Origin of the sequence: Extibacter muris (assembly GCF_004345005.1) — a bacterium.
Lineage (GTDB): Bacteria > Bacillota > Clostridia > Lachnospirales > Lachnospiraceae > Extibacter > Extibacter muris.
On sequence record NZ_SMMX01000019.1, the window covers coordinates 46004 to 58928 of the forward strand.

At 45.5% G+C, this 12925-nt stretch carries 10 protein-coding genes and 2 pseudogenes; 4 read left to right on the forward strand and 8 right to left on the reverse strand.

The window, feature by feature from the left end:
• Positions 1-67: 67 nt before the first annotated feature.
• From E1963_RS16630 to E1963_RS16640, 3 genes are all read right to left on the reverse strand, one after another.
• A complete protein-coding gene (locus E1963_RS16630) occupies positions 68-2527 on the reverse strand; it encodes a hypothetical protein (RefSeq protein ID WP_132280411.1) in 2460 nt (819 codons plus the stop codon).
• The gene (locus E1963_RS16635) at positions 2527-3678 is read right to left on the reverse strand and encodes a class I SAM-dependent methyltransferase (protein ID WP_132280414.1); all 1152 of its coding nucleotides are present in this window, start codon (positions 3676-3678) and stop codon (positions 2527-2529) included. Before E1963_RS16635 ends, E1963_RS16630 begins: the two co-directional genes overlap by 1 nt.
• A gap of 164 nt (positions 3679-3842) precedes the next feature.
• Positions 3843-4100 carry a hypothetical protein gene (locus E1963_RS16640; protein ID WP_132280417.1) on the reverse strand — a complete coding sequence of 86 codons (258 nt, stop codon included), beginning with the start codon at positions 4098-4100 and terminating at the stop codon, positions 3843-3845.
• A gap of 339 nt (positions 4101-4439) precedes the next feature.
• Here E1963_RS16640 and E1963_RS16645 point away from each other — a divergent pair, with 339 nt between their 5' ends.
• The 3 genes from E1963_RS16645 to E1963_RS16655 all read left to right on the forward strand — a co-directional run bounded on the left by E1963_RS16645 (position 4440) and on the right by E1963_RS16655 (position 5873).
• On the forward strand, positions 4440-5045 hold the full coding sequence (locus E1963_RS16645; protein ID WP_132280420.1) for a TetR/AcrR family transcriptional regulator: 606 nt from the start codon (positions 4440-4442) through the stop codon (positions 5043-5045).
• Positions 5042-5629 (forward strand): nitroreductase family protein, encoded by a 588-nt coding sequence (locus tag E1963_RS16650; RefSeq protein WP_132280423.1) that lies wholly within the window; start codon positions 5042-5044, stop codon positions 5627-5629. Before E1963_RS16645 ends, E1963_RS16650 begins: the two co-directional genes overlap by 4 nt.
• 73 nt (positions 5630-5702) lie before the next feature.
• On the forward strand, positions 5703-5873 hold the full coding sequence (locus tag E1963_RS16655) for a cysteine-rich KTR domain-containing protein (RefSeq protein WP_132280441.1): 171 nt from the start codon (positions 5703-5705) through the stop codon (positions 5871-5873).
• Positions 5874-6189: 316 nt separating this feature from the next.
• Here the strand turns inward: E1963_RS16655 and E1963_RS16660 are convergent, their stop codons facing one another.
• The 3 genes and pseudogenes from E1963_RS16660 to E1963_RS23150 form a co-directional block, all read right to left on the reverse strand.
• Entirely contained in the window at positions 6190-8835 is a 2646-nt protein-coding gene (locus E1963_RS16660) for a sensor histidine kinase (RefSeq protein ID WP_132280426.1), read from the reverse strand.
• A gap of 12 nt (positions 8836-8847) precedes the next feature.
• Complete coding sequence (locus E1963_RS16665; protein ID WP_132280429.1) at positions 8848-9543, reverse strand: response regulator transcription factor; 696 nt, start codon at positions 9541-9543, stop codon at positions 8848-8850.
• 537 nt (positions 9544-10080) lie between these two features.
• Positions 10081-10994, reverse strand: a pseudogene (locus tag E1963_RS23150) (LysM peptidoglycan-binding domain-containing protein).
• Positions 10995-11105: 111 nt separating this feature from the next.
• Between E1963_RS23150 and E1963_RS16675 the strand changes: the two are divergent.
• The gene (locus tag E1963_RS16675) at positions 11106-11450 is read left to right on the forward strand and encodes a sporulation initiation factor Spo0A C-terminal domain-containing protein (RefSeq protein WP_132280432.1); all 345 of its coding nucleotides are present in this window, start codon (positions 11106-11108) and stop codon (positions 11448-11450) included.
• A gap of 395 nt (positions 11451-11845) precedes the next feature.
• On the opposite strand, the gene E1963_RS16680 is transcribed toward E1963_RS16675, so the two are convergent.
• Both E1963_RS16680 and E1963_RS16685 read right to left on the reverse strand, forming a co-directional pair.
• Complete coding sequence (locus tag E1963_RS16680; RefSeq protein WP_132280435.1) at positions 11846-12535, reverse strand: P-II family nitrogen regulator; 690 nt, start codon at positions 12533-12535, stop codon at positions 11846-11848.
• 11 nt (positions 12536-12546) lie between these two features.
• Positions 12547-12777, reverse strand: a pseudogene (locus E1963_RS16685) (DUF1538 family protein); the annotation flags it as partial.
• Positions 12778-12925 lie beyond the last annotated feature (148 nt).

Consider the following 12925-nt stretch of genomic DNA (forward strand, 5'->3'; position numbering starts at 1 on the left):
CTTCAAGGCGAAAAGGGGACGGAGGTTTTTCAAAAAACCTCCGTCCCCTTTTCGCCTTGAAGTGTCCCTATTTGACATATCCGATATACGCGTGCCCGCTTCCTTGGGTCATTTCATCAATACTTTCGTATGTCGCGTTCTTTTTCTCACCGCTCGCCGTATCTATATAGCTTATTGTGCTTTCTGTATAGCCGGTGAGTATTATAGAAGAGGATGCATTGAGCATTGCGATGACCGGTATGTCCTGATTGATGACATAGAGCAGCTCTTCTGCCGAACATCCGGTATAGTCCATCCCTCTCTCCTTCGATATGTCGTTCATGATGTCGATGGGTGCATCACCTGCATTCAGCCGGTCACGGATTGTCTGAATCTCATTGTCCTTTCCGGCGATTGCATGCTGCAGATTTCTGTTGCCCCTCTCCCATATATAAGACTGCCGCGATGACACGACGACGCCGTTATATTCATTGGCCTTCTGTATTGCGGCGCCCGCTTTCTCGTATATGCCCTGCAGCTCGCCGTATCCGTATACATAGCACTTATCGGACGCGCTGTCATCGTCGAACGTTATGGCAGTCGGATTTTCAAACAGCACTTGTTTCGGCTTCAGCACCTTTGGCTCTTTATCAGATATTCCGTCTGCATAGGTCAGCCTGTACTGCGTCTCCTTCAGCTCTGTCACGTAAGATTCCGGATAGATGTTACTCTCTTCTTTTTCCTCATTGTTCGTAATATAATCATCTACGGTTCCTGTATACGCAGCTCCCTCTTTCCTGACTCTGGAAAGGGTGATTATGTTCTCTTCAAACTGTGCGTCCAGCACGTATATATCCTTTTGCTCATAAGTCTTCACGACTTTGCTCTTGCTGTTTTGTATTTCAATCTTATAAAGAGGTACGACCGTCTCACCGGAAACCGTATTTCCCGTGTCGGCCGTCCTGGCAGCTCCGTACACGAAATCATTATTTACGAAGCCAAGGGGACGGACGACTTCACCTTCTTCACATGTCACTTTACGCTTCTTACCGTTCGCAAAATTGATGACCTGTATTTCCGTTGCTTCTGTCAGATTGCCGTTGGATTGGTATGCGATCATATGTCCGTCATCGGACACTACATACTGCCCTTCCTGCAGCCCTTCCACGATAACCTCTTTCGTTACTTTTCCTTTCTTTTCTACATTTACTTCATAGAGGTTTCCCTCTACCACTACATACAGCATATCCTTCCCGACATTGTAGTAGACGAATCTGCCAAGCTCATACACCGCTGTCCCGTATGATTTGTCGCTTGCGATAAATGCCTTCTCTTCCACGGAATTCTGGTCTATATTATAGTAATAGATGGCAGCCCCGACTTCGCCTTCATGCTCTCCCCTGTTCATATAGCCATATACCGCAAATGTCACATTCCCGTCGTCATCCGACGCCAGCAGCTTTACCTCATGCTTTGCCATCAGGCTCCTTGTATCGGAATTCTCCGCGTCGGAAAAGCTGAACACGAGTGAAAGCTCATCTGTATCTTTGTTGTAATTCCACAGCTCGTCCGCCTGCACGAAGGAAACGGTACTGCCGTCGTCGCTCACCATATACTGTACGTCATGTGACGTAATCCCGAGCAGGACTCCCTTCTCACTGAGCACCTTCTTCGTCGGATCGAAAATCTGCTCCATGGTTCTGTCATAATCGAGGAGATAGGTCTTCTGAGCATCTGCAATGTGCCGGACACGGAAGAATTCCTTGGCCTTATACACATCTTCCTCATTCTCCTCTCCTTTGCAGCGCACTTTATATTCCAGCTGTACGGAAGTGTATGTGCTGTTGGTTTCCTTGATGTACCAGCGCTCCCCGCCTTCGACGGAAGGCTCCAGGCTTCCCCATGTCACCTGGTTATAATCAGAATGGATGGTCACATGCTGGAATGTGGAATTATCTCCTTCTTCATTTGGTTCGATTGCAGTTCCGATGCCCGTCCCTTCCGCCTTGGCTAATGCATTTTCATGAAAATCGCTGATATAGTTGAGACATTCGGCAACATTATCATTGGTGGAATCAACGATACGCGTATAAAAATATACCGATTTACCGCCATCCAGACTTAGCACAATCTCCAATACCCTCTCCTCGGAGAGAAGATTCTCACCGGCCAGTTCCAGGCTGACACCTTTTCCCGCCTTTTTCACCTTCTTCTCCAACAGCTTGTCCTTACCATCCAAAGTGTATACCGTATACTTGAGTCTGTTGATCTTGTTGCCATATGCTTCAATATTCAGATCGAGCGTCTGGCCGTCAACCGGGGTAATCGTATCCCTCATGGCAGGGATGTCCATTTTTTTGGCATAACCCGACAGCAGGTTCACATTGAAACCATTGCAGGAAAATGATACCTGCGGATAGGTCGTGACTCCCATATCCGCTGTCATATTATCGTTTCTCCGGTTCGTAAAATAGCTGAATATAAGTACAGCCGTGATAAAGACTGCTAATAATATCCCCGCGTTTATCAATCGGTTTTTTATGTTCATCACAGTTCCCCTTTTTCATCTAACAACCTGCCTAAGGTTGGTGATACATGAAGAAATTCTTCACATATATCTATTGTATCCTGATTCTCCCTTTTTCTTCCTGTCTTTACTGCACGAATCAATATATTTTTCGGCGTATGCTCCATGTCTATAAATTCCAGGATCTGGGCGTCGTAACCTTCCCGTTCCAGATACTGTGCCCGCAGCCCGTCAGTGACGAGCGCTGCAAACCGCTCTTTCAGAAGCCCGTACTTCATAACCGGCCCAAGCACGTCATTCTTCATCTGTGCGTTCAGTTCATGCTGGCAGCACGGAACAGACAGGATAACTTTTGCATCCCACCGGACGGCCTTAGCCAGCGCAAAATCTGTCGCCGTGTCACACGCGTGGAGGGTGACGACCATATCTACCTTCTCCACTCCTGTATAATCTGTAATATTACCCTCTAAGAAACGAAGCTTGCTGTATCCATACGTTTCACTTAATTCATTGCAGCGGCGGATTACATCGCTTTTTAGATCAAGCCCGATAATCCTGACATCATACCCTTTCAGCTCATGCAGATAATAATACATTGCAAATGTCAGATAAGACTTCCCACACCCGAAGTCAAGAATCGTAACCTCTCTTCCTCGCTCAAGCTGAGGGAGTATATCTTCGATAAACTCAAGAAAACGGTTAATCTGACGAAATTTGTCAAATCTGGATTTAATAACTTTCCCTTCCTCCGTCATGACTCCCAGGTCCGTCAGGAATGGAACCGGCACCCCTTCCCTGAGGATATACTGTTTTCTCCTGTTATGGCTTATATCCGCAGGTATAGGCTCCTTTTTCTGAATCTTCTTCTTGACAGTGACTTTCCCTTTCTTGCTTATGAGCACGGTATACAGCGCTTCCGTAGTCTCAAGCTGCATCTGTTTCATAGACTCCATCAGTCCGGCTATGGCCTCCCCGGCTTCTACCATGCCCACATTCTGATGGAAAGCCTGGTTCCCCCTGAACATCTCAAGCTGGATCATCCGTTCTTCCTTGATCAGGACCGGGCGTGCCTTCACCTTGGACCATCCTTCCCGCGTTCTCGGATTGCTCAGTACAGCATGTATAAACATATCATTTAAGTTTTCAGCTAATAGTCTTCTTATCTCTTTCATAATAGTATATTGTACTGTTTTTTCCACATATAAGCAAGTTGGAAAACAGCCCTTGCCGTTCCGCTTGCTTGGCGGGACGGCGTTTGCTTGCCCTTAATTCCTGTACCCGTTCAAAGAGTTTTTCGTCAATGATTGCTTCATGAATTTTTCGTTGTCGTCATTGTTCATTCCTCCTGTAATGAACGCCCGACAAACAGGTTGTTATCTTTATTATAGCGGACTTCCTTTTCTTTGTCAGTAGGCGTTTTCACGGTTTCCGATTTTATGAGCCGTTTCATTTTGTCGTAGAGGAATCCAGAGCCGCCGCAGACCGTTGACACCTCATAAAGCGTGCCGCCGACTTTGTATGTAACGGTTTCGTTCAGCGGGTTGCCCTTTTGAAGTAATAAATCGTTGTGTTCAGTTTCTCGTTTCCTTTCCATTCCTTTCCCGTCCTTTCCTTTGTTTTGAGTAGGGAGCAAGCATAGGAAAGAGGTACCCTTTCCGTAAAATGCGCTGCATTTTCTCTTGTTGGGAAAATCCCAAACCCTTGTGTGTTCTCTCATTCAATATCCCGATTGAAAGGCGGCTTTTGTTGCACTTTGCCCCTCACTATATACAACACTGCACTTTGCGATTTTGCCAAAGATTTGAGAAAGTTTTTTTGAAAAAATTGCTTTTAATCGTTATTACATCACGGTTACCTTACAAGTATATTTGAAAGTTATTGACAAAATGACATTGGTGTCATAAAATAATGTCATTTTTGGAGGTATAGAAGTATGGCTAAAAAGTCATTGGAAAAGCGAAATCTAATTTTAGAGCGTGCAGAACAAGTATTCAGTAAAAAAGGGTTTTCAGCCGTTACCATGAAAGACATCATAGACGCTTGTAATATTAGCCGAGGGGGGATTTATCTTTATTTTAACTCAACAGACGAAATATTTATGGAGGTAATAAAATCACATCATCAAACCTGTATGCAAAAAACCAAGCATAACATTGATGATGTCAAAGATTTTCAGACGGTAGTTAATGCTTATTTTGAAAATCTGAAACAAGAAATGATAAATGTTAAAGGCAGTTTGAAATTGGCTATGATTGAGTTTTTCATAGCTCATAAAGCAGAAACCGATAATAATTTTTTTGTAAGGGCAATGGACGGATTAAAAGCTCCTATTGTCGAAATATTGTCTTTAAGAAAAAAGCTACAAAAGATTTCTTATGATAATCTATCCGAAGCAGCAGATTTAGTTTTTTATTGGCAAATAGGTCTTGAGGAAATAATGCTTTCTACAAATGTACCGATAGAGAGCTTGTACTTGCAAATTGATTTAATGAAAAAGTTGATATTTACAGGGCGTTTAGAGGGAGTTGTTGAAAAATGAAAGAAATATTCGAGCGTAGAAGCATACGAAAATACCAAAGCAGAACTATTCCTTTTGAAATATTAAAGAAAATAATTTATGCAGCTCTCAAAGCTCCGTCAGCTAAAAACAGACAACCTTGGAAGTTTATTGTTTTAACATCCGAAGCAAAGGAAAAATTTGTGAGCATAATGCGTCAAGGAATAGAAAAAGAAGAAAATACTAAATCGCTTTTACCAAATAGCGGTAGTTATATTGCAGGGGCTAAACATACCGCTACGATTATGGCGCAGGCTTCAGCTTTAATTGTAATATGCAATCCCACAGGACATTCATTATACGAAAATTTGACGCCTGAAGAAAAAATTTATGAGCGCGCGGATATTCAGTCAATCGGTGCTGCAATTCAAAATATGCTGTTAGAAGCAACTGCATTAGGAATAGGAACATTATGGATTTGTGATACATATTTTGCCTATGATGATTTGAAAAATTATTTTGGAGATAAAGGCGAAATAATTGCAGCAGTAGCATTAGGATACCCCGCTGAAAATCCTTCTGAACGACCAAGAAAAAGTTTTGAAGAAGTAGTTGAATTTCAATAAGTTTTGTTTTGAATAAGTAAATGCGAACAATAACTATTTGTTTCAAAAGTAGGTGGCAAATATAGAATAATGGCTGTTATGCCCTGTTTGCAAAAGTAAAACGCGGATAAGGTTGCGGGAAGATACGGTACTTGAAAACTTCCCGTTGTTCTGTCCGAAGTGTAAGCAGGAAACCTTAATCAATGTAAAGCAACTCAATATATCCGTTATCAAAGAGCCGGACGCACCGACGCAGAGCCGATAACACGCCCTTGACGGCTTTTCCCGTCTTTGCTCACAGGAAGGCAAGAGGGCACAAATGGAAAGACCGCTTGCGCCCTCTATCTATTATGGGTGTCTTGTGGTCATTTAGGGATTAAAAAAGCCTTGATTTATGCGGCTTTGCGGGCGCGAAAATAGAGAGGTAAGGGTTTTATATTCAATCCCTCAAAAACAGCGTTCTATTGCGTAACAAAGCGGATATACCGCATTTCACGATATACCCGCTTTCAGTTACTACAACCTGTCTGTCAGCCGTTGAATAATTCCTTATCCCTCTTTATCTTGGTATCATGGTGTCCCTAATTCGTTTCTCCATGTCCCTCTTCGTTTTCGGCCGCCTTTGCAACTCGAGGGAAGGTTATCGTCACTTTGAACAAGTCTCCGTCGAGATACAGATCAAAGGTGCCGCCCTGCATCGCTGTCAGGCTTTTCGCAATGGACAGTCCGAGCCCGCTGCCTTCTGTGCTTCTCGACACATCACCGCGCAGGAATCTTTCCGTCAGCTCATCCGCAGTAAAGTTAAGCGGCTGGTCCGATATGTTCTTCAGACTGAAGATTACGATCATGTCCGTCACACTCAGGTCCGCATAGATCCGGGTACCTTCCATCGCATATTTTGCCGCGTTGTTGTATATATTTTCAAGTACGCGCCACATGCGGCGTCCATCGGCATGTATAATAGCATCCCCTTCCGGCAGGTTCAGGACTTCATTTAGATTTCTCTCGGTAAACTTCTCTTCAAATTCTCCGCTCGTCTGCTGTATCATTTCTACAAGGTTGATATTCATTAAGTCGAGCGTTATATTGCCGGAGCTGACCTTGGAGGCTTCGACCACGTCTTCCGTCAATGTCTTCAGCCTCTGCGCCTTTGCCTCCAGCACTTCCAGATATCTCTGTATCTTCGAATCATCGAGGTGTTCCATCTTGAGCAGGTCGATATAGTTAATAATGGAAGTAAGCGGTGTCTTGATGTCATGGGAGACGTTTGTTATCAAATCCGTCTTCAGCCTCTCGCTCTTCATACTTTCTTCCAGCGCGGCATCCAGACCTTCTCCGATTGAGTTGACCCGTTCCGCCAGCATCAGCTGCTCGCCTTTCAGCCCGTCAAGCGGTATCTTGAAATCGACTTCCCCGGCAGATATATGTTCGATACCCGACCGGATCTTCTGTCTGGCAATAGACATCCGTACCAGATAGATAAATGCCGCCGCCTCCACAGCCAGCATCACCAGAAACCAGAACCAGTTTACAATCGCACCGCTCAGCACAGCAAGCCAGTGTACAAAACCGAACATAAAGAATAGTATAACCGTCTTCCACACGAAGTGCATGTTGACAAACAACTGTTTGATAAAGCTGAGCAGACCCTTTACGATACTGTTGTTCCACACCGTTCGCGCCTTGATTCTGCGGACAAGACTCATATATCCGATCAGGAACAGGCCGCATGTGTAGGCTGCGACCATGCCGCTGCGCACGACACCGGGCATTGCGTTATAGCTGTACACGGTCAGCGCATACGTATCGCTGTAATCAGGGACCTGACCGATAAAGTAATCAGATATGCCCCTCCCTACCAGCAGCACAGGCCCTATCCACAGCAAGATGACGATTGCAGCCGCCAGTTCTGTCTTCCACCTGTCAAACCAGTTCAAGTGCAGTTCCTCGTCCTTGATATTTCTGCCTGCAATGATAGTCAGCCATACGATTCCTGTCAAAAGCAAAATCGCTGCCGCCAGCCCAAGCACCGCTATGCCCCGTATGCGGGAGCCATACTTTTCATATATCTGATTCTGCGAATAGAAGCTGTCCTGAATCGGGTAGGATGTATCCACGCCGACCGCATACACAAAATTCTCTTCTGCAGGCCCGCTGTACTGTATCAGGTCCTTCCAGGTAGACGCGTCTTCGTTGTCGATGTTAGAGTTAAAATCAGACAGCCTTGGCTTCACGATGAGATATTTTCCACTCTTAGATATCATCTTCAAGCTTTCATCCAGCTTGTTAAAGTCTTTTAATTCTTCTTTATTTGTATAGACCTTCTTGCCCGCTGTGTCCGCATACAGGTAGACGAGGTTCGTGTCCCCTTCCCTCCAGTTGTTTTCCCAAGTCTCATATGTCTGGATATAGCCATTGACTGAATAGATGCTGCTCTCCAGCATCTGGAAGATGTCATTGAGCCTGCCGTTCCAGTTTGCATTGTCATTGGCAATCTCAAGCAGATTCGCGGCACCGATCGGTGCATACTTTTCATCGATCTGATACCCGTCATAGTTCCAGCAGTCTATAAATTCAATCTTGCCCTCACGGTTCTGGAGCCCTTTGAATCTGGATTCTGTCTCGGTGCTGTACGTAACTTCGCTCCGGCCCCCGCTGCGCAGTTCATACAGAATCTGGTCAGAAGTGATTTCCTCGCCGTTACTGTTGCTCGCAATGACAAAACTCAGCTCCCCGTCATTAATCAGCTGCTCTAGCTGTGTAAAATAATAGTAGCGAAATGTCCCATCCGACCTCTTGCACACAATTATCGGCTCTTGGTTATCGTTCTCGTTCATGGCACGGCCGTCTGCATACGCTGATCCTTCCGCCCACTTTTCCAAGTCCCCAAGCTTATAAGCCAGGCCGCTGCTGTTTTCATTGCTGATCTTGCTATTTTCATAGAATTCCTTTAGGTCCACCACACGTTCCGTGTCAAATTTCCCTTCTGTCTCAAACAGCCCCCGTGTTCCGATGCCTTTCAGTATCTCAGACGTCGCTGACTGCAGCTGTCCGCTGAAAGCTGTAGAATCCTCAAATTTCCTGGCCGCATGCCCCGAAAACAGATCCCCCATCAAGGCAGGGTACGTCAGGACCCAGACCAGGCTGGCCACCGTCACGACTGCCAGGACATGCTCCGCCACGATCAGTATCCCTTTCGTCAGGTTGGCCTTATACCATTGATTCATATAAACTCCCTTCTAAAGTTTCTCCACCTTATACCCGACTCCCCAGACCACTTTCAGGTAACGCGGCTCCTTCGGATTGATTTCTATCTTCTCCCTTATATGTCTGATATGTACCGCTACCGTATTATCTACGCCTATGGCGTCTTCGTTCCAGATATTTTCATATATCTGGTCGATGGAGAACACTTTTCCCTGATTTTTAACAAGCAATAATAAAATGTTGTATTCAATCGGCGTAAGCTTTACCTGCTCACCGTCAACCGTGACCTCCTTCAGGTCGTCATTGATAGACAAGCCTCCAACCTCATATACCGCCTGGCTCTCACCACTTACCGTACTTCCAAGCTGCGTATATCTGCGCAGTTGAGATTTGACCCTTGCCACGAGCTCCAGCGGGTTGAATGGTTTCGTCACATAATCATCAGCTCCCACATTGAGCCCGAGTATCTTATCCGCATCTTCCGACTTGGCGGACAGGATAATAATAGGCATATTGTTTTGTTCCCGTATCTTAAGGGTGGCTCTGATACCGTCAAGCCTTGGCATCATGACATCGATAATCAGAAGGTCTACCTTATCTGACTGCAGCACTTTCAGCGCCTCTTCCCCGTCATATGCTTTTAATACCTCATAACCTTCCTGTGTCAAATATATATCGATTGCTTCCACAATCTCTCTGTCATCATCACATACTAATATTTTAGACATTTTCATCACCTCCCTTATACTATACAAGATTAACAGAGAATTTTTAAGGGCTTCGACAGAAATTTCTTAAGATTGTATGAAAAAGGCCCAAATCCTTGAAGGATTCAGGCCTTGATACCCGCCGGACCATTGCTGTCCGGCCAGACAAGATAACGCGGCTCCATACCCGGAGACAAATAGACGGAATACCAGATTCCGCTGCATGTGCTTACAGGGCTACGTCACAGGCAGCCACCGGCATCCGCGCTATTACTATTTCTCTACCCACAGAAGAACCACGTCCTGGATATGGACACATTCCCAGTTTCATCCCATAGCGTCACCAGATTCCAAAATCAAATAACAAATCCTGCCTTCCGGCCTTAATGCACCGCTATGTCCCCGGACTAGCCATTTTCCCCGCTGTCCTCACCAGATACCCCAGATCTCCCGGGCCGATATTTATATCCCCGGATGAGCCAGCATTATCTTTCTATATAATAACGTGCTTTTATCAACTTAACAATATCTTTATGTCATATAATAATATTTCATGATTTAAACCCGGATTGTCGTCCCTGCATATATAAGATTGGGATTCGTGATGCCGTTCAGCTGCTGAAGCTCCGCCACGGTGGTGCCGAAGCGAAGCGCTATGCCGCTGAGCGTATCGCCAGGCTTGATAGTGTAATATCTCGCAGACGTTTCTTGATATCCGACCGGTATCCTTATTTCCTGTCCCAGAAATATGAGATTAGGATTCTCTATATTATTATAAGATGCAAGCGTCTCATACGTCGTACCATATCTGGCCGCGATGCTGCTCAGGTTGTCTCCCGGCTTAACCGTATATATGATCACATCTGTAGGGTAGGCAGCCGGCGGAGCCGGTGTCGTGACTTCCCGGTTCATTTTGTTGAGGCCTGCCCGGGAGATGACATTTGCCAGATCATAATACGCAATATTCTGGTCTACATTATCCGAGATGCCGCTGACGCGGCCGGCATCGCTGTACTGCCATATTGCCATGCCCCGGATAGACGGTTCCGATGCATACTGGGCGTACCACAATGCATATTTCTGCCGCAGTGATGCGTCGAACATACGGTTCAAAAAGTCCAGGTTGCTGTAGTACATGGCAAAGTACCCAAGCTGTTCCACCCTGCTGCAGAAAGCGGTTACCAGGCTGGTCGCCAGCTGCCGCGTTACTGCCACGCCCTGGCCCGCCGCATAAGTTACCGATGCGTCTTCAAAGTCAAAGCAGACGGGATGCCCTGTCTGTTGCATTCCTCCGCATTCCGTCTAAATTCCGGGTCAAGGTTGCCCTGTCCATATCCGGCACGTATCATTACGAACTGGGTCCCGGAGCCTTTCACATCCGCCCAGTTGATGCCACCCAGAAATTCACTTACATCTATACCATGAATGCTCATATTATCTACCTCAATATTTTTTATTATTTTATGCTTCATTTTGAATAATGTGTCGAAACTTAAAACCCTATGAGTTATGATATAGCTGGTGTGTTCAGTCACAGCAGAAGTTTTTCAATGTGAGGTTTTTATGTATGGGGGAAAGTTACCATGAAAGAACAAAAAATCCAACGATTGGTCCGCACGCTGGGTATAGGTGCAACTTACCGGGGATACCGGTATCTTAACTATGGTATTCAACTGTGTATGCAAGATGAAAATTATCTTCTGTCCGTCAGCAAGCTGCTCTATCCTAAGATAGCCAAAGAGTATCGGGCCACAAGCAGCAGCGTGGAACGGGATATCCGTACTGTCATCAACGTCTGTTGGGAGAAAGGGAACCGGCAGCTCCTTCAGGAGATATCCCTGCGCCCATTATCCGCCAGGCCGACGTCCAGCGTCTTCCTGGATATACTGGTCGACCATCTAAGCCAGAGCTGTACGGATACAATATAACGCGGCAGCTCAACATAGCTGTCCTTCACCCTCACTGACGGGCTGGAAAAAGACGATGGTACGTCTTTGCCAGCCTGCCTCTTACCCAATGGCGTCGTATTCACTCTTTCTTTCTGACTTCTTAAGAAGGGCTTAAGGAATTTTCGATTTCTTTTAGATATTTAACATACTTTAGACATATTTATCCATTATACTTAGAGTCAGATAGTTGAACAACACACAACTATCTCCCCCCTCATAAAGTAACGGGCCAGATAATCTGGTGCCGCACTTTACTCTCATTCCTTTAGATAACTATAAAAATAACGAAACCCGTTAACCTTATGGCTAACGGGTTTTCGCTATGCAATACTCTTCTCATCAAGATACGCCCGTCCCATCTTGTATCAGCATCGCTAATCCCCAATCTCGTCTTCTCTCATCCGGAGCCCTACCGTACTTGTAACCGGCAGAGAAAATACAATCGCCTTCTCTTTGCTTTCGAGTCCTGCCTTCTCCATAATCGCCTTCATGATCCGATTCTTATCTTTTGTCTTGGTGACAATTAATATGATCTCTTTCTCCGCTGCCAGAGACACGCCCAAAAACTTTTTCGCACTTTCCATACCGGTCCCTTTTGCGTGGATTACCGTACCCCCGCCGGCATTCGCGCTTCGCGCTGCATCCATGACGGTATCAATGCATCCCTGGTTCGCGATAATCACCAGCAATTCATAATCCGTTTCTCTCAATATCGTCTCCTCCTCTTTTTCATACTCATGGTTCTGAATCAAATATTGAAGCACCTTTTTGCCGCCGACGCTGCTGAGCGGAATGATAAATGCAATCCCCGTACCCGGCACGTCGATCTGCATATTGATGATCAGGCCCCGTTTCAGCTTTCTCCACATCTCTTCAGTGACTATAGAAAAAGATATCATCTTCTCAGATGCCTCAAGGCCGAAATAGTCCAGAACGGCACTGTTTGCAGTCCCTCTGCCGAGCGTGCCGAAGACGACCATATGGTCATTCTCCTTATAAAACTCCTGGAATTTATGTTTCATGGCGCGATTCGTTATCGCAACCATCATATAAAGCTTACTCATCGTGTCCTCCTTTACAGCTCAATTATGTCGCTGTCATCAAACGCCTCCAAAGGAATTACAGGTATCGTCTCTTCCACAGTATCTGCCGCCGCGGTTCTATTCTCCTGCAGCTGATAGACGAAGCCGAGGATCTGGATCGTAATCAGGGGCGTCATGGCAACCATGGCAACGACGCCAAATGCGTCTGTCACGATGTCCCCTCCTGCGGCCTCACACGCTCCCACTGCAAATGGCAGAAGAAAGACCAACTATTAAAAGTCAAATAGATAATTAAAAAAAGTAAAAAGAAATTTTCTGGTAAAAAGAGCACGACAATAAGGCCTGCTATCATGCAAGCCAGAACTGGGATATAAGGAGTTACGCTTTTGGAACATAAGGCTCATTATTTTT